This window comes from Sphingobacterium sp. BIGb0116, assembly GCF_024808035.1.
GTDB classification, from domain to species: Bacteria; Bacteroidota; Bacteroidia; order Sphingobacteriales; family Sphingobacteriaceae; genus Sphingobacterium; species Sphingobacterium paramultivorum.
Genome location: NZ_JANUDT010000008.1, coordinates 13,313 through 38,209 on the forward strand (window position 1 = coordinate 13,313; position 24,897 = coordinate 38,209).

Genomic DNA, 24,897 nt, shown 5'->3' on the forward strand with positions numbered 1-24,897 from the left:
TCCCTAGAGGAGGTTGCTGCAGGTGAAGAAATGTTTGATTTGTTAGCGATTTTTTTGTTAACTATGTTGTATTGTTAGCGATATAAGTTTAGTAGACATGTTTAGGCATATGAGCTATTGTTATCTTTTAAACACAGTCTCACCTGCAATTACTGTCCGTTCTGTTTTTACATTTCGCAGTTGCTCATTCGGGATTTTCAAGATATCCTTTTCGAGGATAACAAAATCGGCATCTTTTCCTACTTCGATACTTCCTCTTTTTTTCTCCTGAAAACAGGAGTATGCCGCCCAGATTGTCATTCCTTTCAAAGCGTCTTCACGGCTTATCGCGTCTTGCATCTGAAATCCGTGGCTAGGATACCCTTTTTTGTCGACACGGGCTACTGCCGCGTGGAAACCATATAAGGGATTGAAATGTTCGACCGGAAAATCACTCCCCAATGCGAGTTTTCCATATTCTTTCAACAGATGCTTATAAGCGTAAGCGCCTTTCATACGTTCTTCACCGAGTCGATCTTTGGCCCAGTACATATCGGAGGTTGCATGTGTGGGTTGTACAGATGGTATGATTTGATACTTTCGAAACTTATCAAAATCTGCAGGCGATATAATTTGGGCGTGCTCGATTCGCCATCTACGATCGCCATTATTATGGAGGTATTTGCCATAAATATCCAATATAATACGATTGGCCGAATCGCCTATCGCATGGGTATTTGCCTGAAACTTACTTTCGGCAATCTGTTTGATCATTGCTTCGTATTCTTGAGGGCTATGGAGGAGAAAGCCGTGGGTGGGTGCATCATGGTAATGCGCAAGGAGGCATGCACCACGGGATCCCAATGCGCCATCGGCGAGCAGTTTAAATCCTTTGATCTCGAAACGGTCTGTTTCATAGAAACCCTGATCGATAAATGACTTTATATTTTGGGGATTGCCTAGGATCATGGCATAATCTCTAATTTTCAACTGCCCTTCCCGATAGTATTTCTTTAGCAGATCGAGTCTTTCTTTTGATAAACCTGCGTCTACAATGGAGGTAAGGCCAACGGAAAGGAGAGAGTCTTGCGTCCGCTTGAGCATTCTTAAATATTCTTTTTCACTCGGAACCGGAATTTTCTTATTGACAAGATCCATTGCATTGTCGATCAAGAGACCATTGGGAGTATCATTAGTCCCGCCGACCACACCGCCGCGAATGATGGGGATACTCATTAATTTTGCCCATTCGAGCGCTTTGGAGTTCGCAACCGCCGCATGATAATCTACACGCATGAGGTAGACGGGGATATCCGGGAAAGCTGTGTCGAGTAGATCCTTGGTTGGGAAAGTTTTATCTTTCCAGCGATTTTGGTCCCAGCCACCACCGATCAGCCAAGTTTTGTGCGGATTTTTTTGTTGGTAGTTTTTGACACGTTGAATAACCTCCTCGAAAGAATCGGCGCCGTTTAGATCGACTTGATCCATTAGTTCGGCTTCGTCAAATAAATGCGCATGGGCATCGTAGAATCCCGGATAAATGGCCTTCCCCTGTGCGTCAATTTTTTCTACTGCTTTGTACTTTCGCTGTATTTCTTCATCGGAACCGATGGCAATAAACTTACCATCTTTGACTGCAAAAGCATGTGCTGTACTAAAAGCCGAATCTACAGTATATACTTGCGCATGATAAACAATAAGGTCCACTTTCGTTTGCGGTGAACATGATATGATCGTCAAGCAGAATAAAAAAATGATTATTGGGAAGGTTTTCATAACCTAAAAATAGGAAAAAGCTTTTAATAAACTAAAACTAGACTTGGGGCTAGGTCTGCTGGATATGCGGACTTGAGGTTTTGGCTGATCGAATTGCTTTACGTGAAGCGCCTATGCTGGGTTGCCGCATATTGTTCGGACAGGGGACCATCAGTAAAGTTATGAAAGGGGACGTGCAGGAAAAGTAAGGAAAATACGAATTATCCAATAGACAAAAAAGGCTATCAAAATAACTTGGACAGCCTTTTTAATTCAAAAATCAAAATACGTGATTAACAGTACTCGTCAAATGCTGCAACTAAATTGTCAGCAATCATTTGTGCCGGGCGACCTTCAATCATATGTCTTTCAATCATGTGTACCAATTTCCCGTCTTTAAATAAAGCCATTGCTGGTGAAGATGGAGGGTAAGGCAACATGTAGTTACGTGCAGTGTTTACTGCATCAGTTTCCATACCTGCGAAAACAGTCACCAATTTGGCTGGGTGTTTTTCGTTTTTTACAGCAGCTTTTGCAGCTGGACGTGCATTTGCAGCAGCGCAACCACAAACAGAGTTTACAACCACAAAAACAGTTCCTTCTGATGCGATAGCCTGATCAACTGCTTCAGGTGTTTTTAATTCTTCGAATCCCGCATCAACTAACTCTTGACGCATTGGAGTTACTAAATATTCTGGATACATTATTTCTTAAGTAAAATGTTAATATTCTATTTTAATTGTGTCTATAAAGCTTTCTGTCGCCGGGCAAGTATACTTACTCCGCATAAACAATAAGCTATATTTTATTCCTACAAATATAGCTGTAAAAGGCTGCTTCGTCAAGACACTTGTCTCAAATCAATGTCAGAAAATCTTTTACAGTATGAAGTCCATTTTCAAGACGTTGGTCGCCGAGCCCCGAAATAAGATGATAATTCGCACTAATGGCGTTCAATTCGCTTTTCCAGATCTCCATGAAATGTTCACGCTGTTCGGGAAAATCCCGTAGTGGGTCATCCTGCCAGGGTAGATCGATATCCATCAGCAGATAAAGGTCATAAACATGTTGTTGAATTTTATCGGTGACTTCCTGTGGAGTATGACCGAAAAGATGATCTGACCAAATTTTGACCGTAAGGAAGGTGGTGTCACAGATGAGGAGCTGTCCTTGTGCTAAAGGGACCAGCGCTTCCTCCAAAGCGACCTGTCCATAAAACATATTGATTTCGTCCTGTAAGGTATATTTATTGTTGAGGCTTTGGCAATAATAACGTGAATATTCGGGCACGCATACCGTCTGAAATTCCTTCGCAAGAAATTGTGCCATCGTTGATTTTCCGGTGGACTCGGGGCCAACAACGGCAATTTTTATGAAATCTTTTCCCACATCGATCGTTTTGATAGGCAATATTACGCAAAATTTTTATAGGTTTTCTGCCAATCGCGATAGCCATTCCAAGCAATGAGTGTGAAAACAAGGTAGAGTACTGCGGTCAGCATAAGGTCTTTGTGTATATAGAGCGGGATATAACAAATATCCACAAATACCCATAAGAGCCAGTTTTGAAGCACTTTGCGTGTCATCAGAAATTGAGCAACAAAACTTACGGACGTGCAGAAAGCGTCAATATAAGGAACATCGGAATTTGTCTTGCTATCGAGGAGATAACCGATTGACAGTGTCAGGACGAGGATTGCCAGGAGGCAAAGGAGCAACTGCCCCTTGCTGGCTTTGACGATGGGTTTCTTTTTTTCCTCTTTTCGTTTTATCCAATAATACCAGCCATAAACAGCAGTAGACAGAAAGTAGAATTGCAGTACAGTATCTCCGTATAGTTTGGCATCATAAAACAGAATAGCATAGGACGCCACGCTGATGATACTAATCGGCCAGTTCCATATATTTTGCTTAGCGGCCAAATAGACGCAAAGAAAGCCTGTCAGGGTACCTAACCATTCGAGCCAAGAGGTCTGGGCAAATTGACGTGCAATCTGCTGAAAAAATTCATGCATGTGGTGTATTAAAAATTACACCCTAAATATACAAAGTCTGCCTTATAGTCAATTATTGAACCTGTTTATTAGCGCAATTGGTACTGGCAAAAGACTCGGGCTTGGCCTTAAAAACAAATCCCATACCCATAATATAGCCCATGGCTTCTTTCAGGGCAACATTTGACTGGAAATTTGGATTGGTGTTGATGTCGGCGTGGACTTCGAGGTCTACTTTGTGTTTTTCGAGGAGGGGGCAGAGTTGATAGGCTATATCGATGGATTTTTGGACTTCGAGTAGCATCCTTTCTTTAATGCTCATTCGGTGGTGCCTTTTGTCCCGTTGGATAAACATAAATCCACCTTTATGTTCCCGGAGAAAGACGATGACTGTTGCGAAGTCGATGATGCCTCTCTTGACTTGGGAATCGGTGCCGATATAAACCTTGAGCTTATTCCCTAGGGCATCTTCTCGTTTAATGACTTCTTCAACAGCATCGAAAATCGTGGAGCGAATGGATTCGCCATTGTATTTTTGCCATCTCATAGCGATATAAATTAGATATAAAAAAATTAAACTTCATCATTGACATAAATTTACTGAATTTCAATGAGCTAAGTGTTAATTTAGTTTTAAATAATTTATCCACATTAATGGTGTTTTACACCATAGGCCAGGTCTCCGGCATCACCGAGCCCAGGTACAATATAGGCTTTTGAGGTCAGTTCGTGGTCGACGTCACCAACCCAGATATGCGCCGTGGGTACAAAAGCCTGAACGTGGTTTAGTCCTTCTTCGGATGCAATGGCCGCAACAATGTGTAATTCTTTGATATCATATTCGGCCAGTAGATCCTTACAGCATAAAACAAGGCTCTTTCCTGTGGCCAGCATGGGGTCTACAATGATTACTGTACGGTTGTCTAAGTTTGGTGTATTGACATATTCCTTATGAATTTCAAACTCACCGCTCTTTTTTGTATGCCGATAGGCCGCAATGAAGGTGTTGTCGGCCTGATCAAATACGTTTAAAAGTCCCTGATGAAAGGGAAGGCCCGCTCTCAGAATTGTTGCGAGCACGGGTTGTTCCATCAAGAGATGGGTTTTGGCCACACCTAACGGAGTTTCAACTTCAACAGGTTTGTAGGCCATCGTCTTGCTGATTTCATAAGCGAAAATTTCACCTAATCGTTCCAGATTCCGACGAAAGCGCATGCGATCCTGTTGAATGCTGATATCTCTCAGCTCGGCAATAAAATGATTTGCAATGCTATTTTGGGTAGATAGAATAGTGACCATGGCGTGTGTGCTAGTTCAATTAAACTAAAGATAATAAATAATCAATTGAAAGTAATAACATCTATGGTATTATTATAGTTTGCGCTAAAATGGTAAAATTTTTAGTAAATTTGTGTAAGACCGTAGGAGGATATGGCCTGGACCACAGGTCGAAAAATCCTCTTTTTTGCAGATTGAAACCATCGGATCACAAAAGCTGTTTTTGAGCCTACGGCTCAAGCAATTCGTGGTGCAATGTTTGCTGGAAAAGGCCTGAATAGTTTTCTTTAAGAAATAGGAAGTATATGAAATTTGAATTGACATCGGAGTACAAACCCACAGGCGATCAGCCAGAAGCAATTAAGCAGTTGGTTGCAGGTGTAGAGCAGGCAGAGCAATACCAGACGCTTTTGGGGGTAACGGGATCGGGTAAGACCTTTACTGTTGCCAATGTGATTCAGGAAACACAAAAGCCAACATTGATTTTAAGCCACAATAAAACATTGGCGGCTCAGTTGTACGGTGAATTCAAGCAGTTCTTTCCCAATAATTCGGTCAACTATTTTGTATCTTATTATGATTATTATCAACCCGAAGCTTTTATTGCTTCGACGAATACCTACATCGAGAAGGATTTAGCGATTAACGAAGAAATCGAGAAGTTGCGTTTGGCAACCACGTCGTCATTGATGTCGGGGCGGCGTGATATCGTAGTCGTTTCTTCGGTATCCTGTATCTACGGTATGGGAAATCCGGAGGATTTCTCCCGGTCTATTTTTCGTTTTGGTGTCGGTATGACTGTCACAAGAAATGCTTTCCTGCATAAATTGGTGGAGATCTTATATTCACGTACCACCACAGAGTTTAAACGGGGTACTTTTCGTGTTAAAGGTGATACGGTGGATATCTATCCCGCCTATTTGGATTTTGCAATTCGCGTTTCCTTTTTTGGTGATGAAATTGATGAACTGAGTGAAATCGACCCTGTTTCAGGAAAAACGCTCAACAAGATGGAAGATCTTGCTCTTTTTCCGGCGAATCTCTTCGTCACACCGAAGGAAAAATTCAAAGAATCGATCTGGGCTATTCAAGATGAATTGATGCAACGGAAAACGCAACTGGAAGAGGAAGGCTTAATGCTTGAAGCGAAGCGTTTGGAAGAGCGGGTCAATTATGATTTGGAAATGATGCGTGAACTGGGCTATTGCTCGGGAATTGAAAATTATTCCCGCTTTTTCGATGGTAGACAACCGGGGATGCGTCCGTTCTGTTTGCTGGATTATTTTCCGGAGGATTACCTGTTGGTCATCGATGAAAGCCACGTGACCTTACCGCAATTGCGTGCGATGTATGGCGGAGATCGATCGCGAAAAGTTTCCTTGGTGGAACATGGATTTAGGTTACCCGCTGCAATGGATAATAGGCCACTGAACTTTCCGGAGTTTGAATCCCTGACGAATCAGACAATCTATGTATCGGCGACTCCGGGCGATTACGAACTGCAGCAGACCGAAGGTGTTGTCGTTGAGCAGGTCATTCGTCCAACAGGACTTCTGGATCCGATTATTGAAGTGCGGCCAGCGATCAATCAGGTGGATGACTTATTGGAGGAAGTGGATAAGACCATCAAAGAAGGAGGACGTATTTTGGCTACTACATTGACCAAACGCATGGCCGAAGAACTTTCCAAATATATGACCAAGCTGAACTTAAAAGTCCGTTATATACACTCCGAAATTAAAACCTTGGAGCGGGTGGAAATCTTACGGGGTCTTCGCTTGGGTGAATTTGATATCCTGGTCGGGGTGAACTTACTCCGTGAGGGGCTTGATTTACCTGAGGTCACGCTTGTTGCTATTCTCGATGCAGATAAGGAAGGCTTTCTGCGTTCCGAACGATCGCTTATCCAGACGATTGGTCGTGCCGCCAGAAATGATAAGGGAAAAGTAATCATGTATGCGGATAAAATGACCGATAGCATGCGTGTTACGATAGACGAGACCAATCGTCGTCGAGACAAGCAGATGAAATATAACTTGGAACATGGCATTACACCGCGTACAGTCGGCAAAACAAGAGAGGAGATCTTAGAGCAGACTTCTGTTGCTGATTTCTCGGGTATTGAACCTAAAATTTATGTTGAACCTGATCCGTCGCAGGCCATTGCAGCTGATCCAGTGATGCAGTATCTCAGTGAGAAGGATCTGAAGAAAGCGATCGATAACGTACGGAAGAAAATGGATAAAGCAGCAAAAGAAATGGACTTCTTGGAAGCAGCGAAATACCGTGATGAAATGTTCTCCTTGGAGAAGCTCTATGAAGAGCGATTCCCATGGTAAAGGAAGGCGGTTTGTTAATATGTATTAATTATTGTTAATCAATATTAAGATTTGTTAAACAACGCTAAATAGCGTTTAAATTAAGATTCCGCCGTGCATATTTGTGGCAATTGTAAATAAATTGACCACATATGAAACATTTAATCTGCAGTATAATACTGTTTTCTGTGTTTTCCACAGCATGCTGCCAAAGTAAAATTTCCTACGGTATAAACGCAGGGTACACAAATGCCGGATCATTGGTATCCAATAAACGAACGCACAGTTATAGCTTCCGAAGCATTTCGGGTGTTACAGCAGGGCTTTTTCTTGAAATATCGCTCGTTGGTGGACTCTCTATTCAGCCTGAAGTAAACTTTACCCAAAATGGTATGGAGGCAAAGCATGCTCTTGAAAATAACTGGACAACATACCGAAGAAATGCGATCGATCTTCCTTTAAACATAGCTTATAATATTACGGTTGGAGAAGGTCGGATTTATCTTGCTGCTAGTCCCTATTATGGTATACAGATGTCTGTGAATAATAATGATGGAAAATTTTACGATGCAACGACCAATCCTTCAGACTATGGTTTGGGTTTTAACTTAGGTTACAAATGGAATGGGGGCTATGGTTTCTTCATTGGCTCTAATTATGGGATGAAGGATATGAGCGTCAATGAAAATGTAAAACTCTATAACCGTACGTTCAATGTTGGCTTACGATTTGACCTCCATTAGATACTGAAAAAATAGCAACTAATATAACTTTAACGGGAAGCAGCACTCCATCAATTATATCGCCTCAGAAAGAACCTGTTTTTTTTAAATCGTTATCATCGGATTTGCTGCTTTTTTGTAAGCTCAAGTTTTATGTTTTCATCTTCAGGTCATTTGTACTGATCTCTGAGATCTGTATTGACCTCTGGGATCTATTCTAATTCTTTTCCTTTCTTTCACATCGGATGTCTCCTGATCCATTGGAATCGACCTTATTTCATGAGTTTTTCAATTGAATTATATTGTTCAATTGTTAACATATTTTGCGTAAATCAAATTCTTCTCAGTAAATTAGTGCTCAAATCTAAACTAAAACATACTAAAAAATGAAAAAGCCAATTCTCGTTGTCAAATTTGGATCGGCTTCTATTACCACGAAAGAGGGAGAAGTTGATGAACGTATTGTTTTGGAGATCGCTAGGCAGATTGCTTCCTTACAAAAGAAATACAATATTGTCTTGGTCTCTTCAGGTGCTGTTGCTGCCGGTAAACGTTTTCTGCCCAGTTATACGGGGACGTTATCCGAACGAAAGGCCGCTGCTGCAATTGGGAACCCCATATTGATTAATACTTATTCAACTTATTTCCGACCGTTTAAAATTTCATTGGCGCAAAGTTTATGCGAGCGACATCATTTTTCCAATCGGGATCAATTTCTACAATTAAAAAATACCTACGAGGAATTGTGGCGGAACAATGTTATTCCAATCGCAAATGAAAATGATGTGGTGAGTAATAAAGAACTGAAGTTTTCAGATAATGATGAGCTGGCAACCTTGATTGCTGTTGGTTTTGGGGCCGAAAAGTTATTGTTTAGCACTTCCGTCCCCGGTGTGTTGGATGCAAACAACAAGATTATACCGCAAATTGAAACCATCGATCGGGATATCTTAGGTTTGGCAAGGAAGGACAAATCTTCAGTGGGATTGGGGGGAATGACTTCGAAATTGAACTTTGCCCGATTGGCCAATCAGATGGGGATCGCTGTTGTCATTTTTAGTATGCAAACCGAAGAGGCGATCCAAAAAGCGGTTAAGCACGAGACTGGCACATTGTGTCTGGCTCAAAGTAAGAAGATCTCTTCCCGCAAGAAATGGCTTGCGAGTGGAAGTTTGATAAAAGGGGAATTGATGGTTGACCGTGGAGCGGAGGAAGCATTATTGAAGCACAAAAGTTTACTAGCCGTGGGGGTAACCCGTATCGTTGAACATTTTGAAAAAGGAGAAGTGTTAAATATCGTCAATCTAGAAGGCTTAACCGTTGCCGTTGCCCGGGCGAAGATGGATTCATCTGCTTTGTCCCAAACCAGTAAAAAAAATGTAGAAATTGCACATGCAAATGATATCGTATTGTTATGAGTGAATCCATCGTAAAACAACTTCAGGCGGCGGCCAAAGCAAAACAAATTTTGCAACAACTGGCTCCTGATACCAAAATAGCTATTTTAAATGCCATCGCAGATGGTCTTGTCACACATACTGCGGATATATTACAAGCCAATAAGATTGATTTGGATCGTATGTCTGATGACGACCCCAAAAAGGATCGTCTTTTGCTCAATAGCGATCGTCTAAAAGGTTTGGCAGACAGTGTTAAGCAGATCGCTCAGTTAGCGGATCCAACAGATCAGCTATTACTAAAAAAGATATTGCCGAATGGATTGGAGATCGAGAAAATTACGGTGCCGCTTGGTGTCGTTGGGGTAATCTATGAATCGCGACCCAATGTGACGATAGATGTTGCTGCACTATGTATTCAATCGGGTAACGTTTGTTTATTGCGTGGTGGTTCTGATGCATTATACACCAACGAAGCGCTGTTGAAAGTGATCCATAATATTTTGGAACTGCATGGTATTGCAACAACTATTGTGCAACTGTTGCCTGTTGAGAGGAAGCATGTTTCGGAATTATTGGAGGCTACCGAATATGTTGATATTATCATACCACGTGGCTCACAGTCGTTGATTGATTATGTCAGGGAGCACGCTAAGGTGCCTGTCATTGAAACAGGAGCGGGAGTATGCCATACTTATGTGGACCGTACAGCAGATTTGGATATGGCAGCTAAAATTGTTGCTAATGCTAAAATTTCCAGGCCATCGGTGTGTAATTCTTTAGATACTGTTTTGGTCGATCGCGCTATTGCTCCCGAGTTTCTACGGAAATTGAAAACTTATTTTGAAGATGCTCAGGTGGAAGTTTTCGCGGATTCTACGGCTTATGAGGTACTGCAGGGTGAAAGTTTTTCAAATTTAAAGCACGCAGAAGAAGAGGATTTTGGAAGAGAATTTTTAGATTTGAAGTGTTCAATAAAGACGGTTGGGAGTTTAGATGAAGCGTTGGAGCATATTGCAAAATATTCCTCTAAACATTCGGAATGTATTGTTTCCTCTAACGAACTTCATATTGAACAATTTTTAAATACAGTGGATGCAGCTGCGGTGTATGCCAATGCGTCAACACGATTTACGGATGGTGGTGAGTTTGGCTTGGGGGCAGAAATCGGTATCTCTACCCAAAAGTTACATGCCCGCGGACCATTTGCATTGGAAAAATTGGTAACAGAGAAATGGATTGTCCGTGGAAATGGACAGATCAGATAAGCATAGATCATGGGATTAAGTTTTAAAAAAGATGTATTGATGAATTGGATCGAAGAAATTGGTAAATTTCTTCGCATTTGGACAGATGGCCATGATGCCTTTACGGAGCCTACTGATCCAACAGTGTTTGAAGATTCTTATGAGAAATTCTTCGAAAAGAGTAGAGCCTATTTTTTAAATCTTTCCGAAAGCGAGCTTTCGGCATACCTCAAAACAGATCTTCAAATACAGCAACTACATCCATTGGCTTTAACCTTGTTGTTTGATGGTTTGAATGCTACAGATGGCAATCAGGAGAACCTACTTCGCAAAGCAAAGTTTATTTTGAATCTGGCGATGGCCGAAACGGCAAGCTTTGCCTTTCAGGATTATCAATATCTTGCCATGATCGACAACAAGTTGAAGAGCCTTTAAATTTAAAAAGCTGTCAGTCATGCAATGCCACAAAAAAGTTAGACACTTTTTGGGTTCATAGCATGACTGACAGCTTAGCGCAGAATCTCGCGGGCGATCACCAGACGTTGGATTTCAGAGGTCCCCTCGTAGATTTGTGTGATTTTTGCGTCGCGCATTAACCTTTCGACGTGATATTCTTTTACGTAACCATAGCCACCGTGGATCTGTACAGCTTCTACGGTGTGTTTCATGGCGACTTCCGATGCATGTAGTTTGGCCATGGCAGCTTCTTTACCGTAAGGAAGTCCCTGGTCTTTCGTCCAGGCAGCTTTATACGTCAAAAGTCGAGCTGCCTCGATATCGACTTCCATATCGGCCAATTTAAACTGTATGGCCTGATGGTCCGAAATTGGTTTTCCAAAGGTCTTTCGCTCTTTTGAGTAAGCCAAAGCGAGATCATAAGCACCGGCAGCAATTCCTAAGGCCTGTGCTGCAATGCCGATACGACCGCCATCGAGTGTTTTCATGGCAAATTTAAACCCGAAGCCATCTTCTCCGATGCGGTTTTCCTTAGGAACCTGAACATCGGAAAATAGGAGTGAATGGGTATCAGAACTGCGGATACCCAATTTGTTTTCTTTAGGACCAATAGTAAATCCCGTCAGCCCTTTTTCAACGATCAATACATTGATTCCTTTGTGGCCTTTTTCAGGATGTGTCTGTGCAACGACAAGGTAGATATCGGCATGGCCACCGTTGGTGATCCAATTTTTTGTGCCATTTAGTAGATAGTGATCTCCTTTATCTTCGGCGGTTGTGTGTTGCGAGGAGGCGTCCGAACCGGCTTCAGGTTCTGATAACGCAAAAGCGCCAAGTTTCTCGCCCTTCGCTAAAGGAACTAGGTACTTTTGTTTTTGCTCCTCTGTACCAAAAGCATTGAGTCCATATAATACCAGGGAATTGTGGGCGGATACAATAACGGCCGCAGAGGCATCAATTTTGGCAATTTCTTCGAGAACAAGAACATAGGCCAAGGTATCCATGCCAGCTCCACCATAAGCTTCGGGGGTCATGATACCCATAAATCCTAATTCGGCCATCTGCTTGACAAAATCTGTTGGAAATTTTGCGGCTTCATCGCGCTCGATTGCCCCAGCCTTTAGCTCCTGGGCGAATTCCCGCGCTGCGTCGCGGATCATTTTATGTTCTTCGCTTAATTCAAAATTCATGGCATTTCAGTTTTTTTGGTTCATCAGTTACCAAGCCGATAACTTATATATCTAATAAGGTTTGCTGTCAAAAAGTTTTCTCCCAACTCACAATCATTTTATGAGATTGGTGTATCACCATACTCAAATATACAAAATATATATTATGCAAGCATAGTAATTAGGCAAATTACTTTTTATACTACTTTAGTTAATCATAATAAACTTTTTGGTGAATAATGGGCTGGATAGGGCATCTAGTCTCGTTTAATCTGGAGACGTATTTGCAGAGGGAAGTCAACCTCTCCATGGGATAAACATAAAGGATCATGTTGATTTTCCATTTTGTTTATAGGTGTAAAATCCTTACTTTCAATTGGATTAAGTTTAGTTTTTTCATCTTAATTTAAAAAATTGAAGAATTACTTGTTTGCTAAATTTAATCTACTATATTTGTAGACTATATGATTTAAACACATTTAAAAAATAAGATTATGAGTTTAAGATTAGGGGATGAAGCGCCAAATTTTAAAGCGCAAACAACCATTGGTGAAATAGACTTTCACGATTATATCAAAGATAGCTGGGTCGTTTTCTTTTCGCACCCATCAGATTATACGCCGGTATGTACAACAGAGTTGGGCCGTACTGCAAAATTGAAATCTGAATTTGACAAGAGAGGTGTGAAGGCCATTGCGCTAAGCGTCGATAATGTAAACGATCACTTGAATTGGATTAAGGATATCAATGAAACGCAAAATACCGAAGTGAATTTCCCGGTTATCGCTGATGAAGATCATCATGTATCCGAATTGTACGATATGATCCATCCAAATGCTTCCGCAACAGTGACCGTACGTTCCGTATTTATTATTGGCCCTGACAAAAAGATCAAATTGACGTTGACTTATCCAGCATCAACAGGTCGTAATTTTGATGAAATCTTACGAGTCATTGATTCTTTACAGTTAACAGCCGATTATCAAGTGGCTACACCTGCTGACTGGAAGCATGGTGAAGATGTTATTGTTGTTCCAGCGATAAAGACAGAAGATATTCCTGCTAAATTTCCAAAAGGGTTTAAGGAGATCAAACCGTATTTGAGAACGACGCCACAACCTAATCTGTAAGGATTAGGCTTGTATTAAGGGACAAAAAAAGGCAACGTTGGGAAAACGTTGCCTTTTTTTTTAAGTTATAAATGCGTCCTAATAGACTTTAACCATGTAGATATAGTCTTGCATTTTCTTGATTTGTTCTGTTCTTGGTAAACCTGCCAAGCTATTCTTTTTGTTGATCTTAAGACCAGTAACCAGTGAATCACTTGGGATGTCCGCTAAAGCATTCAAGATTGATTTCGTTTTGATTGCAAAGGCAGCACCATCGATGCCACGTTGTTTTCCGGAAATAATACCAATCACATTACCTCTGCTATCCAATACCGGACCGCCACTGTTACCTGGATTGACAGGCACGGAGATCTGATAAGCGATGGTATCGCCGGCATAACCTGTTGATGAGCTTAGGTATCCCTGACCATATACTGCTTCGTCACGAGGAAAGCCGATCGTATAAATATCTTCGCCAAGATCTGAAGTCGATGTTTTGAATGTATAAGGTAAGCTTTTAGCTTTCTTAAAGGTCTTATCTGCAATGTATAAAATAGCCAAGTCTTTGCTTGGATCGGTATGTACGATTTGTGCTTTATACGATTCGCCCTTACTATTTTGTAAATAGATCGAATCAGCCCCACTGATGACATGGTAGTTGGTGACGACATAGCCATCTGTTGTCAACATAAATCCTGTTGCGCCAAACTGGCTTTCGGTACCTTTTACTGATTTTTTGTCATTGATATCCCTGATTGCAGCGTTGTGTGCGTTGACGTTCTTTTTGACATTGTTCATGTCTCTACGTAGCGCACTGTAATCGGAAGATGCTTTCTCGAGGTTGCTGTAATAACCGCTCAGCCATAATGTGCCAAATACTGCAAATACCGCTACCACTGCAGCCACCAAAGAACTTGCTTTGATGCGTTCCCAAAGTGAAATTACCGTTGATTGTTTTATAGGAACGACCTTTGCGGGTTTGTTTTGGGTTTTATGGTATTCTTTTGCTGATTGCGCTAATGCATTTTTGAAATCCAGCCGTTGACTAGTTTCTTTCATATTGGCAACAAATTCCCGGTGTTGTTGTAATTGGGCAGCATAGGAGGGCTGATCAGCACAAAAAGATTCAAATGCAGCATTTTCTTCGGCCGATAATTCGCCGCGAAGATACTGGTCTGCTAATTCGAAAAATTCTTTTTGATTCATTGTTCCCATGGTGTTACACTAGTTTTAATCTGTTGAAAAAAATATTTTTTTCAGCCGTTGTAGGCATTTATACTTCTGAGTCTTGGCATTATCTGTATTGGTATAACCAAATTTTTCACAGATGTCCTGCATCGAATGGTTTAAGATGTAGAAATCATGTAAGATTGTCTTACAAGGTTCTCCCATTTTCTCTAAGGCAAGCTCCATTTGATCGAACTTTTTTTCAAGTTCTTGATGCTGTTGAAGATCTTCTTCCTCAAATAAGGAATCTTCATAACCGCGAATGTCACTATTGCCAAAACCAGCACGATTGAGTTGCTTAAGCCAAAGCCTTCTGCAAATCGAGTAAAGATATGTTTTTAGTTTGCTGCTGAGCTCAAAGTTCCCTTTGGAAACTTTATCGTAGAGCACAATGACAGCTTCTTGAAAAATATCTTTCGCTTCGTCCTCACTTCCATTGTTTTGCAAGATCATATGGCTTATAGACGGATAGTACCGCTTATAGATAGCATCTATCGCCAAGCTGTTGCCGTCTTTGATGCCTTCAATGATTTGCTCATCATTTTCTAGCAGGACTGATTTACTGAATTTACTCACCTATTAATACCTTAATGCTTAAATTGTAACCCTTTGAAAAATAAAATTCTTCGAAATATTTTCAAACGTAAACTTTTATTTGTTTAAAGCGAAATCTATCCCCAAAAATAAGGCTTATTCCTTGAAACCGAAAGCATTTGTTTTTTATTGAAATCAGCTGCTTTTGGGAGGAAATAGTGATTTTTCGCCGCCTCTATTTTTTATGTTTTTGCTTTGTTTTATGTACAATTCTCGAAAGAAGATCTTATGGGACGATTTTAACGTTCTATATGATCTTTTTTTGTATCGAAAAAGTTTCGCAATCGAGTGCTTTAATAATCTGCTTGTTATTACTGCAAAATGAAGTTACATTTGATTTCCTGGACTAAATTGCTTAATTACATTATGTTAAGAAACTCTGTTATTTTTTCAACGATTCTAGCCTCATTGCTGTCGCTGGACACTACCGTTGCGATAGGGCAAACGATTACGCCATCTATCGACGGTTTCCAGTATGGAGCTGCAGTGGCTCCAAAAGGGAATGAATGGGAATCGCCTCAATTATTATCACTTAATAAGGAGTTGCCACATGCTTCGTTCTTCTCCTTTCAGAACGTAGAAAGTGCAAGAAAAGTACTTCCCGAGCATAGTAACTATTGGCTTTCGCTCAATGGATCTTGGAAGTTTAACTGGGTAAAGACTCCGGAAGAGCGACCAAAGGACTTTTATGATCCTAGTTATAATGTTGGTGCCTGGGAATCTGTTCCAGTCCCGATGAGCTGGAATATTTATGGTATACAGAAGGATGGAAGCCTAAAATATGGTGTACCTATTTATACCAACCAACGTGTGATCTTTCATCATCAAGTAAAGGTCGATGATTGGCGCGGTGGAGTCATGCGAACACCAGCCCAAGATTGGACAACTTATGTCTACCGTAATGAAGTGGGATCGTACCGACGCAATTTTACAGTACCTACTGATTGGGACGGTCGTGAGGTATTTATCAATTTTGATGGTGTAGACTCCTTTTTCTACCTGTGGATAAATGGCAAATATGTCGGATTTTCAAAAAATTCAAGAAACGTCGCTTCTTTCAATATCTCACCTTACTTAAAAAAGGGTGCTGAAAATGTGTTGGCTGTTGAAGTTTACCGCAGTTCGGACGCTTCCTTTTTGGAAGACCAGGATATGTTTAGATTGCCCGGGATATTTCGGGATGTTTCTCTGACTTCAACGCCAAAAGTTCAGATTCGCGATTTAGCGGCTATTCCAGACTTGGATAGCAATTACGAAAATGGTTCGTTAAAAATTACGAGTACTGTACGCAATCTAGGGAATAAGAAGGCTGAAGGGTATAAAGTTGTTTATTCACTTTATAAAAATAAGCTATACAGTGACGAGAATACCCTTGTTGACCAGACAGAAGCCTCTTCTGCTGTGCCAACCCTGGATGATCAAGTTTCCAATAGCATCGCAGCAACGTTGAACGTTAAAAATCCAGATAAATGGTCTGCCGAATTACCATATCGGTATACTTTGGTAGCTGAATTGAAGGATAAAAAGAACAAAACCATAGAGACTATTTCTACCTACGTTGGATTTAGAAAGGTTGAGATTAAAGACACCAAGGCTGCTGATGATGAATTTGGCTTGGCCGGACGTTATTATTATGTCAATGGCAAGACGGTGAAACTGAAAGGTGTCAACCGTCATGAGACCAATCCTGAACATGGTAAGGTAGTGACCAGAGAGCAGATGGAAGCTGAGGTGAAATTGATGAAACGGGCGAATATCAACCATGTCCGGAATTCGCACTATCCAGAACCTGCTTATTGGTATTATTTATGCGATAAATATGGAATTTATCTTGAAGATGAAGCCAATATCGAAAGTCATGAGTATTATTATGGCAAAGAGTCTCTTTCTCATGTTCCTGAATGGAAAAATGCCCATGTAGCCCGTAATATCGAGATGGTGCATTCGACCATCAACCATCCGGCTGTTGTGATCTGGTCTTTAGGAAACGAAGCCGGTCCGGGTGATAATTTCGTGGCCGCCTATCAGGCTATCAAGAAAATTGATACGTCACGACCTGTTCAATACGAGCGTAACAATACAATCGTTGATATGGGGTCCAACCAATATCCTTCGATAGACTGGGTAAGAGGAGCGGTAAAAGGTACCTACAAATTGAAATATCCATTTCATATTTCGGAATATTCACATTCCATGGGGAATGCCGTTGGTAACCTTATAGATTATTGGGAAGCCATCGAATCGACCAACTTTTTTATGGGCGGTGCCATCTGGGATTGGATTGATCAGGCCATGTATTATTATGATAAAAAGACCGGCGAACGCTTCTTAGCCTATGGTGGCGACTTTGGAGACAAACCCAATGATGGAACCTTTGTCAATAACGGGTTGATCTTTGCCGATATGAAACCTAAGCCACAGTATTATGAGGTAAAGAAAGTGTACCAAAATGCCGGTGTAAAAGCTGTTGATATTCAACAAGGGAAAATTGAGCTTTTCAATAAAAATTATTTTAAGGATCTATCCGATTATCAGGTTCAATGGTCGCTATATAAAAATGGGGTAGAGGTGGAAAATAGCACGGGTACAATCAGTGCAACAGATTTGCCTAAGGCGCGCCAACGCAAGCAGCTTGTATTGCCGATAAATTATGCGCAGTTAGATGCGGGATCGGAGTATTTTGTAAAAGTACAGTTTATTCTCAATACGGATCGACCTTGGGCAGCCAAAGGTTTTGTACAAATGGAGGAACAACTGTTTGTAAAAGCGGCTGAAAATAAACCGTTGATTTCATCTGTGGCACACGGAGAGGCTGCGTTGCTTTCCAAAGAAGGTGATTTGCAGGTGGTGAAAGGACAACAGTTTACTGCCAAATTTGATAATAAGACAGGGTCGCTATATAACTTAATCTATGCTGGTAAACAGATCATTCGCGATGGTGAAGGACCCAAATTAGATGCACTACGTGCTCCGGTTGACAATGACAACTGGGCTTACCAACAATGGTTTGAAAAAGTATTGCATAACCTGAAACATAAGGTTTTGTCTTCAAACAGTTATACCAAGAAGGATGGAACAGTTGTATTGGCGTTTACGATTGAATCACAAGCTCCATATGGTGCGTCTTTGTTGGGGGGAACTTCGGGAACGTATACCCTTAAAGAGCATACAGATAAGCCTTTTGGTAAGGATGATTTTAAATTTACAAGCAATCAGATCTGGACAATCTATAAGGATGGCTCTATTGAATTGTCGTCAAGTATTACATCCAATAATGCGAGTGTCGTGTTAGCTCGATTGGGCTATTCTTTGCAATTACCGGCTGAATATAGCAACTATAGTTATTATGGCCGCGGACCGATCAACAATTATGCTGATCGCAAGACTGCTCAATTTATTGAATTGCACAAAAGCACCGTAAAAGATCAGTTTGTGCCATGGCCTAATCCGCAAAATATGAGCAATAACGAGGATGTGCGCTGGACAGCATTAACAAACAATAATGGTCAAGGAGCTATCTTTGTTGCAAAAAATCATTTAGCAACTTCCGCTTTGGAATATAGTGAGCTCGAACTGACGTTTGCACCGCACCCTTATCAATTGCCAAAAAGTTCAGGTGTACATCTGCATCTAGATGCGGCGGTAACAGGATTGGGCGGTAATAGCTGTGGACAAGGGCCACCGTTGGAAAAAGACCGTGTGAAAGCAGTGCCAACGTCTATGGGCTTTATTATCCGACCGATTCAGAATAATGATATGATGGAGAAGGCTCAGGTAGCGACTGCAGGCGATGCGCCAATTTCTTTGGCAAGAAGTTCAAACGGTGAAGTTTCTATTTTGTCAGGTAATGAGAATGAACCTGTTGTATACAGTTTGAACAATGCGAAAGCAAGCGTCTACAAAGCGCCTTTTGATTTACGCGCCGGCGGTACAGTAACGGCTTGGTATCAGCATAATGAAAAATTAAAGGTAACACAGCAATACACTAAAATCGAAACTATTCCAATGGAAGTTGTTTTTGCTTCAAGTCAAGAGACTGGCGAAGGTGATGCTAAGAACCTTTTGGATGGAGATCCTTCCTCGATTTGGCATACGATGTATTCGGTTACCGTAGCACAGTATCCACATTGGGTTGATTTTGATGCTGGAAGTAGCAAAACAATCAAGGGCTTCACTTTTCTGCCAAGACAGGATGGACCCAATGGTGATATCAAGGATTATAAGATTCAGGTGAGTAAAGATGGGAAGAACTGGGAAGATGTGATGTCAGGATCTTTTGAACGGAATAAAAAACTAAAAACTGTTCGATTCGAAACGCCTGTTAAAGGACGTTATATCCGTTTTACAGGACTTAACTCACAGCGTGGTGACGACTATGCTTCCGGAGCTGAATTTGCTGTTATAGCTGAATAATTTGCTTTATATCGCATATTGAGCCAGCACCTGTCACAGGTGCTGGCTTTTTTGTTAGCGACCCTATGCTATGTTCAAATAGCGATTGACAGAAACGATTGATTGTCTAGCCTAAACAGGTAAGATAGAATCTTGAGCGATAATTTTGCAAACATATTACAAAGAATGTTCGCGCACTTCTGTATTTTTAGACCAGTTTAAACCGAGGCAATCTGAACAGTATGGAAATAAATAAACTTGATAACGCGCCCTTTACGGCATATCAAAAACTTGTGGTGTTTTTATTGGCAATGACACAGTTTACGGTTGTACTCGATTTTATGGTGATGTCACCGATGGGGGATATCCTGATGAAAGCCATAGATCTCAAACCGGCTCAATTTGGTATTGCGGTTTCGGCCTACGCCTTTAGCGCGGGGGCTTCGGGCTTGCTGACTGCCGGGTTTGCCGATCGTTTTGACCGGAAGAAACTGTTGCTGTTTTTCTATACTGGATTTATCATCGGAACATTCTGCTGTAGTTTTGCCAACGATTACGGGACTTTGGTCGTTGCCCGAATCGTCACGGGATTGTTTGGCGGTGTTATTGGTTCAATTTCTATGGCTATTATTACCGATATCTTTACACTCCAACAGCGCGGACGTGTTATGGGTTTTGTCCAGATGGGCTTTGGTGCAAGTCAGGTTTTGGGTATTCCCATAGGATTATATATTGCAAACAATTGGGGCTGGCACAGCGCCTTCTTGTGGATTGCAGTGATGGCTTTGATTATTGTCGTTATCATAGCGGCCAAGCTCGTTCCTATTACAGCGCATATAGGCCTTCAGAAACATCAATCTGCGTTAAAACATCTTTGGTTGACTTTTTCACAGCGAGAGTATCGGATCGGCTTTATGGCAACAGCTTTGCTTTCGATCGGGGGATATATGATGATGCCGTTTGGAAGTGCTTTTGCAGTAAATAATCTAAAAGTAAGCCACGAACAGCTACCGATGTTGTTTATGATATCGGGTATCGCATCCTTGATTATTATGCCCATTGTAGGGAAATTGAGTGACCGTTACGATAAGTTTAAGATTTTCGCTTTCGCTTCCCTTTGGCTTATGGTCGTCGTATTTATCTATACGAACCTAGGTGTTACGCCATTTTATATCGTTGTTATCTTGAACATTTTGATGATGGCGGGCATTTTGAGTCGGATGACACCTTCTTCGGCTTTGATCACTGCTGTTCCGGAGATGAAAGATAGGGGCGCATTTATGAGCATCAGTTCATCATTACAACAGTTGGCTGGTGGAGTGGCAGCTTCAATGGCTGGTGTAATCATTGTCCAAGAAACAAAAGAAAGCCCCTTGGAGCATTACCCGACATTGGGGATGATTGTTATTCTACTTTCCATCGTGGGTATTTTTATGATCTATCGGGTGAGTAATATGATCAGAAAACGACGCGCTGTTTCTTAAAACAAAATTGTCCTTATCGTTATTAGTTCTTAAAATATGAATTGCTAAAGAGAGATGGAATTATGGAAAAAATAGTTAGATATCCACATCCAAATGGAGAGATAACCGTCCTTTGGATACCTGAACGCTGTGTACATGCTGCAGTTTGTGTAAAGAGTCTGCCGAATGTGTATCATCCGAAAGATAAGCCCTGGGTCACGGCCCAAAATGCCAGTACGGCTGAATTGATTGAACAGATCAAGCACTGTCCTTCGGGAGCTCTTCAGTACGAATTAAAAAAATAATAACTGGTGTATTGTTAAGGCAAAAAAAAAGCATCATTTATAATTAAATGATGCTTTTTTTTGTTGGCGGTCTGGACGGGACTCGAACCCGCGACCCCATGCGTGACAGGCATGTATTCTAACCAGCTGAACTACCAGACCAACAATTGTGTTTTTAAAATTTTAGCGGTCTGGACGGGACTCGAACCCGCGACCCCATGCGTGACAGGCATGTATTCTAACCAGCTGAACTACCAGACCTAAAATCTTAAGGATTGTTTTTAATAATTTTTGGCGGTCTGGACGGGACTCGAACCCGCGACCCCATGCGTGACAGGCATGTATTCTAACCAGCTGAACTACCAGACCTAAAAATCTTAAAAACTTATTTTGTTAAAGAACGTTTGAGATTTCTCTCTCTTGAAGCGGTCTGGACGGGACTCGAACCCGCGACCCCATGCGTGACAGGCATGTATTCTAACCAGCTGAACTACCAGACCTCAACCCTTCTCCTCAGAAGGTGTGCAAATATAGCGTTTGTTTACGTATCTGCAAAGATTTTTTGAAAAAAAACTAATCTACTTGGCCATCTTTCATCTTCTCTGCATTCTCAGCAAACTGCAATGCATCGATAATTCCTTGAATATCACCGTCCATAATTGCCGGTAAGTTGTACATCGTCATTCCAATACGGTGCTCCGTTACGCGGCCTTGTGGGTAGTTATATGTACGAATTTTTGCCGAACGGTCTCCTGTAGAAACCAAAGTTTTTCTTTTTGCAGCGATGTCGCCGTTCTTTTTGTTCAACTCGAGCTCGTAAAGTTTGTTCCGCAACATCTCCATCGCTAACTCACGGTTGGCTAATTGGGAACGTTCTACCTGACAAACAACAACAATGCCACTTGGTTTATGCGTCAACTGTACTTTTGTTTCTACCTTGTTGACGTTCTGTCCACCAGCACCACCTGAACGGGATGTCTGTAATTCAATATCACCCGGATTGATCTCAACATCGACATCTTCAGCTTCAGGAAGAACTGCAACAGATGCCGCAGAAGTATGTACACGGCCCTGTGTCTCCGTGTCAGGAACACGTTGCACACGATGAACGCCTGATTCGTATTTCAATTGACCATAAGCATCATCGCCAATAACTTTTAAGATCACCTCCTTGTAACCGCCAGAAGTTCCTTCAGTAACGTCCATTACTTCGTTGCGCCAGCCTTTGGTTTCGAAATAACGTGTGTACATGCGGTAAAGGTCGCCCGCAAATAAGGCTGCTTCATCACCACCTGATCCACCACGAATTTCGATAATTGCATTTTTCGCATCTTCAGGATCCTTCGGAATAAGCATTAGGCGAATTTCTTCTTCTTTTTCTTCTTTTGCTACGTATAAAAGATCCAATTCCTCTTTTGCCATCTCACGAAGTTCTTGATCCTTCTCGTTCATGATGATGTCCTTATTGGTATCAATATTACTCACCATATTTCTGTAAATATGGTATTGGTCCACAATTTTGCCCAAATCTTTGTACTCTTTATTCAATTTGGCAAAACGTTTCATATCTTGCATGGTATCAGGGTTGCTCAATTCAGCTTCCACTTCTTCCCATCTTTCTTTTATCGCTTGTAATTTGTCTAACATATATCAAAAATGCTTCTTCTAGGAATGTATGACCTAGATTACTATTGAGTGTACAAAAGTAAGGAAATTTTGTTGCTTTTAAACAACCTAGCCTGCTATTAATGAGAGGAAACTGCTTTTAGTCCTACGATGGAAGCAATCAGCGTGAAAATAAAGAATATGCGCCAGAAATCTGCTGGCTCCTTAAAAAAGATGATCCCCATTAAAACAGTACCTACCGCACCTATTCCGGTCCAAACGGCATAAGCTGTGCCCAAGGGAAGTGTTTGTGTGGCTTTGATCAATAAGCCCATACTTGCAAATAGGAATACGACAAAGGCACCATACCAGAACCATTGCCCATTCCCGGTTGCATCTTTGGCTTTACCCAAACACGTGGTGAAACCAATTTCACACAATCCGCCCAATATTAAAAATATCCAGTTCATATTGTTTTCTATTTTTTGTTTTGGTACAAAGGTCCAGCTTTTGGCCGATAATAATTTTTACAAATGTTAAAAATTTGAGTGAATATTTGCGCGAATCCGGCTTAAGGTAACCTGACTGACGCCGAGATAGGAGGCGATGTAACCAAGTTTGATCCGTTGGATATATTGGGGGTACTTTTGAAGTAATTCAGCATAGCGCTCTTGGGCAGTATTAAAGAGCTTGGACATGGTTCGTTGTTCGGCCTTGATAAACTCAAGTTCAGCCATCTTTCTTCCCCAGTTTGCAATGGCAATATCACTTTCGTAGAGGTCAAAAAGTTGCTTTTGGTCTATCTGATAAACAACACTATCTTCCAAAAGGTCTATGTTTTCATAACCCGGGGTATCATGGACATAACTATTCATCGATATGAGTGTTCCGCCGGGTGAAACAAAATCCAGGGTAATCTGACGGTTGGCCGTCTCGTAGTAAACGCGGGCTAATCCTGAAGCCAGAAAATAGATGTCTTTTTGAATTTTGTCCTGTTCGATCAACAGGCTATTTCTTTTCGCCGTGATTTTCTTACTGACCTGCTCCAATTTTGCAGCACTTTCAGGCGTTAGAAAGTGATAACCATTCAGGCAATCGGATAAAGAAATTAGGATTTGCTCGCCCATTTTTCCAAACGTAAAGTTTCACCATCCCATACGGCATAGGTATGGTAATTGATCCATTCCCCTAAATTTAGAATACGGCTATTGGAGTTCAGCTCAACATCATAGGGAAGATGCCTATGGCCAAAGATATAATAGTCGTGATGTTGGGTTGACTCCAGTTCCTTTGCATAACCGATCAACCATTCTTTATCTTCGCCCAGAAACTTTTCGTCCTCATTATTCGAAAGCCTGCTATGTTTGGACCAACGTGTCGCGATTCCGATTCCGAGATTTGGGTGCAACCGTGCAAATAACCATTGACAGAGACGGCTCCGAAATACTTTCTTGAGTATCTTGTATTTGTAATCTCCCGAACCTAAACCATCGCCGTGGTGAATGTAAAAATGTTTGCCGTTGAGTTGTAACTCCAGCTCATTGTCGATGATCCGTACATTTAATTCCTTTTTGAGGTAATCAAACATCCACATATCGTGGTTGCCTTTAAATAAAGTAATGGGAATGCCGAGATCTGCAATTTCGGCTAATTTACCCAAAAAGCGGATATAGCCTTTTGGAACAACAGTAGCATATTCAAACCAGAAATCAAAAATATCACCAACAAGATAGAGCTGTGCAGCATCTGTTTTGATCTGGTCCAGCCACTGTATAATTTGCAGCTCCCTTTCCCGTGAACGTTCCAAGGGGTAAGATCCAAGATGAAAGTCGGAGGCAAAATAAATTTTTGTTCTTGTTGACATGTGGCCAAAACTAAAAAAAATGGAGGCGAATACAAAATTCGCCT

The 24,897-nt window shown here is 41.3% G+C and carries 22 protein-coding genes and 4 tRNA genes; 9 read left to right on the plus strand and 17 right to left on the minus strand.

Annotated elements, in window-relative coordinates; genetic code table 11:
• Positions 1-120 precede the first annotated feature (120 nt).
• The 6 genes from M2419_RS18210 to upp all read right to left on the minus strand — a co-directional run bounded on the left by M2419_RS18210 (position 121) and on the right by upp (position 5,027).
• Positions 121-1,686: an amidohydrolase gene (locus M2419_RS18210; protein WP_227550291.1), complete on the minus strand. Its 1,566-nt coding sequence runs from the start codon at positions 1,684-1,686 to the stop codon at positions 121-123.
• 341 nt (positions 1,687-2,027) lie between these two features.
• Positions 2,028-2,438, minus strand: a complete 411-nt coding sequence (locus M2419_RS18215) for a BrxA/BrxB family bacilliredoxin (protein WP_070563263.1) — start codon at positions 2,436-2,438, stop codon at positions 2,028-2,030.
• A 151-nt stretch (positions 2,439-2,589) separates the two neighbouring features.
• Positions 2,590-3,123, minus strand: a complete 534-nt coding sequence (locus M2419_RS18220; RefSeq protein ID WP_259255496.1) for an ATP-binding protein — start codon at positions 3,121-3,123, stop codon at positions 2,590-2,592.
• Between the two features lie 23 nt (positions 3,124-3,146).
• Entirely contained in the window at positions 3,147-3,749 is a 603-nt protein-coding gene (pnuC, locus tag M2419_RS18225; protein WP_075990952.1) for a nicotinamide riboside transporter PnuC, read from the minus strand.
• Positions 3,750-3,801: 52 nt separating this feature from the next.
• Positions 3,802-4,275: a ribonuclease H-like YkuK family protein gene (locus tag M2419_RS18230; RefSeq protein ID WP_046672303.1), complete on the minus strand. Its 474-nt coding sequence runs from the start codon at positions 4,273-4,275 to the stop codon at positions 3,802-3,804.
• Positions 4,276-4,379: 104 nt separating this feature from the next.
• Entirely contained in the window at positions 4,380-5,027 is a 648-nt protein-coding gene (gene upp, locus M2419_RS18235; protein ID WP_153847513.1) for a uracil phosphoribosyltransferase, read from the minus strand.
• A 284-nt stretch (positions 5,028-5,311) separates the two neighbouring features.
• On the opposite strand from upp, the gene uvrB reads away from it, so the two are divergent.
• From uvrB to M2419_RS18260, 5 genes are all read left to right on the plus strand, one after another.
• A complete protein-coding gene (gene uvrB / locus M2419_RS18240) occupies positions 5,312-7,345 on the plus strand; it encodes an excinuclease ABC subunit UvrB (protein ID WP_182330275.1) in 2,034 nt (677 codons plus the stop codon).
• Between the two features lie 131 nt (positions 7,346-7,476).
• A complete protein-coding gene (locus tag M2419_RS18245; protein ID WP_259255498.1) occupies positions 7,477-8,067 on the plus strand; it encodes a PorT family protein in 591 nt (196 codons plus the stop codon).
• 365 nt (positions 8,068-8,432) lie between these two features.
• Positions 8,433-9,464, plus strand: a complete 1,032-nt coding sequence (proB, locus tag M2419_RS18250; RefSeq protein ID WP_046672306.1) for a glutamate 5-kinase — start codon at positions 8,433-8,435, stop codon at positions 9,462-9,464.
• A complete protein-coding gene (locus M2419_RS18255; RefSeq protein ID WP_259255499.1) occupies positions 9,461-10,711 on the plus strand; it encodes a glutamate-5-semialdehyde dehydrogenase in 1,251 nt (416 codons plus the stop codon). Before proB ends, M2419_RS18255 begins: the two co-directional genes overlap by 4 nt.
• A 39-nt stretch (positions 10,712-10,750) precedes the next feature.
• Positions 10,751-11,125, plus strand: coding sequence for a hypothetical protein (locus tag M2419_RS18260; protein WP_259255500.1), 375 nt, complete (start codon positions 10,751-10,753; stop codon positions 11,123-11,125).
• A gap of 74 nt (positions 11,126-11,199) precedes the next feature.
• On the opposite strand, the gene M2419_RS18265 is transcribed toward M2419_RS18260, so the two are convergent.
• On the minus strand, positions 11,200-12,336 hold the full coding sequence (locus tag M2419_RS18265; RefSeq protein ID WP_159730690.1) for an acyl-CoA dehydrogenase: 1,137 nt from the start codon (positions 12,334-12,336) through the stop codon (positions 11,200-11,202).
• Positions 12,337-12,809: 473 nt separating this feature from the next.
• On the opposite strand from M2419_RS18265, the gene M2419_RS18270 reads away from it, so the two are divergent.
• Positions 12,810-13,445, plus strand: coding sequence for a peroxiredoxin (locus tag M2419_RS18270; RefSeq protein WP_145331041.1), 636 nt, complete (start codon positions 12,810-12,812; stop codon positions 13,443-13,445).
• Between the two features lie 78 nt (positions 13,446-13,523).
• Here the strand turns inward: M2419_RS18270 and M2419_RS18275 are convergent, their stop codons facing one another.
• Together M2419_RS18275 and M2419_RS18280 are read right to left on the minus strand one after the other, a co-directional pair.
• Complete coding sequence (locus M2419_RS18275; protein WP_227550289.1) at positions 13,524-14,630, minus strand: serine protease; 1,107 nt, start codon at positions 14,628-14,630, stop codon at positions 13,524-13,526.
• Positions 14,631-14,654: 24 nt separating this feature from the next.
• Positions 14,655-15,227, minus strand: coding sequence for an RNA polymerase sigma factor (locus tag M2419_RS18280; protein ID WP_075990961.1), 573 nt, complete (start codon positions 15,225-15,227; stop codon positions 14,655-14,657).
• 384 nt (positions 15,228-15,611) lie between these two features.
• Here M2419_RS18280 and M2419_RS18285 point away from each other — a divergent pair, with 384 nt between their 5' ends.
• The 3 genes from M2419_RS18285 (at position 15,612) to M2419_RS18295 (ending at position 21,405) form a co-directional block, all read left to right on the plus strand.
• Positions 15,612-19,658, plus strand: a complete 4,047-nt coding sequence (locus M2419_RS18285) for a glycoside hydrolase family 2 TIM barrel-domain containing protein (RefSeq protein WP_259255501.1) — start codon at positions 15,612-15,614, stop codon at positions 19,656-19,658.
• Positions 19,659-19,879: 221 nt separating this feature from the next.
• Positions 19,880-21,121, plus strand: coding sequence for an MFS transporter (locus M2419_RS18290; protein ID WP_153847504.1), 1,242 nt, complete (start codon positions 19,880-19,882; stop codon positions 21,119-21,121).
• Between the two features lie 62 nt (positions 21,122-21,183).
• Positions 21,184-21,405: a (4Fe-4S)-binding protein gene (locus M2419_RS18295; RefSeq protein ID WP_088160155.1), complete on the plus strand. Its 222-nt coding sequence runs from the start codon at positions 21,184-21,186 to the stop codon at positions 21,403-21,405.
• A 64-nt stretch (positions 21,406-21,469) separates the two neighbouring features.
• Here the strand turns inward: M2419_RS18295 and M2419_RS18300 are convergent.
• From M2419_RS18300 to M2419_RS18335, 8 genes are all read right to left on the minus strand, one after another.
• Positions 21,470-21,546, minus strand: a tRNA-Asp gene (locus M2419_RS18300).
• 25 nt (positions 21,547-21,571) lie between these two features.
• Positions 21,572-21,645 (minus strand) — tRNA-Asp (locus tag M2419_RS18305).
• Positions 21,646-21,676: 31 nt separating this feature from the next.
• Positions 21,677-21,753: transfer RNA gene (locus M2419_RS18310), tRNA-Asp, on the minus strand.
• Positions 21,754-21,810: 57 nt separating this feature from the next.
• Positions 21,811-21,884 (minus strand) — tRNA-Asp (locus M2419_RS18315).
• Between the two features lie 73 nt (positions 21,885-21,957).
• Positions 21,958-23,031: a peptide chain release factor 1 gene (gene prfA, locus M2419_RS18320; protein WP_153847503.1), complete on the minus strand. Its 1,074-nt coding sequence runs from the start codon at positions 23,029-23,031 to the stop codon at positions 21,958-21,960.
• A gap of 98 nt (positions 23,032-23,129) precedes the next feature.
• Complete coding sequence (locus tag M2419_RS18325) at positions 23,130-23,459, minus strand: multidrug efflux SMR transporter (RefSeq protein ID WP_153847502.1); 330 nt, start codon at positions 23,457-23,459, stop codon at positions 23,130-23,132.
• A 66-nt stretch (positions 23,460-23,525) separates the two neighbouring features.
• Complete coding sequence (locus tag M2419_RS18330; RefSeq protein ID WP_120333600.1) at positions 23,526-24,116, minus strand: Crp/Fnr family transcriptional regulator; 591 nt, start codon at positions 24,114-24,116, stop codon at positions 23,526-23,528.
• Positions 24,098-24,853, minus strand: coding sequence for a UDP-2,3-diacylglucosamine diphosphatase (locus M2419_RS18335; protein ID WP_120333599.1), 756 nt, complete (start codon positions 24,851-24,853; stop codon positions 24,098-24,100). The genes M2419_RS18330 and M2419_RS18335 overlap by 19 nt, the downstream gene beginning before the upstream one ends.
• Positions 24,854-24,897 lie beyond the last annotated feature (44 nt).

Bases quoted from the DNA above. Each gene is read 5' to 3' on its own strand.
- prfA (WP_153847503.1), bottom strand. From the start codon at position 23,031: ATGTTAGACAAATTACAAGCGATAAAAGAAAGATGGGAAGAAGTGGAA.
- upp (WP_153847513.1), bottom strand. From the start codon at position 5,027: ATGGTCACTATTCTATCTACCCAAAATAGCATTGCAAATCATTTTATT.
- M2419_RS18290 (WP_153847504.1), top strand. From the start codon at position 19,880: ATGGAAATAAATAAACTTGATAACGCGCCCTTTACGGCATATCAAAAA.
- M2419_RS18245 (WP_259255498.1), top strand. From the start codon at position 7,477: ATGAAACATTTAATCTGCAGTATAATACTGTTTTCTGTGTTTTCCACA.
- M2419_RS18330 (WP_120333600.1), bottom strand. From the start codon at position 24,116: ATGGGCGAGCAAATCCTAATTTCTTTATCCGATTGCCTGAATGGTTAT.
- M2419_RS18335 (WP_120333599.1), bottom strand. From the start codon at position 24,853: ATGTCAACAAGAACAAAAATTTATTTTGCCTCCGACTTTCATCTTGGA.
- proB (WP_046672306.1), top strand. From the start codon at position 8,433: ATGAAAAAGCCAATTCTCGTTGTCAAATTTGGATCGGCTTCTATTACC.
- uvrB (WP_182330275.1), top strand. From the start codon at position 5,312: ATGAAATTTGAATTGACATCGGAGTACAAACCCACAGGCGATCAGCCA.
- pnuC (WP_075990952.1), bottom strand. From the start codon at position 3,749: ATGCATGAATTTTTTCAGCAGATTGCACGTCAATTTGCCCAGACCTCT.
- M2419_RS18255 (WP_259255499.1), top strand. From the start codon at position 9,461: ATGAGTGAATCCATCGTAAAACAACTTCAGGCGGCGGCCAAAGCAAAA.
- M2419_RS18270 (WP_145331041.1), top strand. From the start codon at position 12,810: ATGAGTTTAAGATTAGGGGATGAAGCGCCAAATTTTAAAGCGCAAACA.
- M2419_RS18260 (WP_259255500.1), top strand. From the start codon at position 10,751: ATGAATTGGATCGAAGAAATTGGTAAATTTCTTCGCATTTGGACAGAT.
- M2419_RS18275 (WP_227550289.1), bottom strand. From the start codon at position 14,630: ATGAATCAAAAAGAATTTTTCGAATTAGCAGACCAGTATCTTCGCGGC.
- M2419_RS18295 (WP_088160155.1), top strand. From the start codon at position 21,184: ATGGAAAAAATAGTTAGATATCCACATCCAAATGGAGAGATAACCGTC.
- M2419_RS18215 (WP_070563263.1), bottom strand. From the start codon at position 2,438: ATGTATCCAGAATATTTAGTAACTCCAATGCGTCAAGAGTTAGTTGAT.
- M2419_RS18325 (WP_153847502.1), bottom strand. From the start codon at position 23,459: ATGAACTGGATATTTTTAATATTGGGCGGATTGTGTGAAATTGGTTTC.
- M2419_RS18285 (WP_259255501.1), top strand. From the start codon at position 15,612: ATGTTAAGAAACTCTGTTATTTTTTCAACGATTCTAGCCTCATTGCTG.
- M2419_RS18230 (WP_046672303.1), bottom strand. From the start codon at position 4,275: ATGAGATGGCAAAAATACAATGGCGAATCCATTCGCTCCACGATTTTC.
- M2419_RS18265 (WP_159730690.1), bottom strand. From the start codon at position 12,336: ATGAATTTTGAATTAAGCGAAGAACATAAAATGATCCGCGACGCAGCG.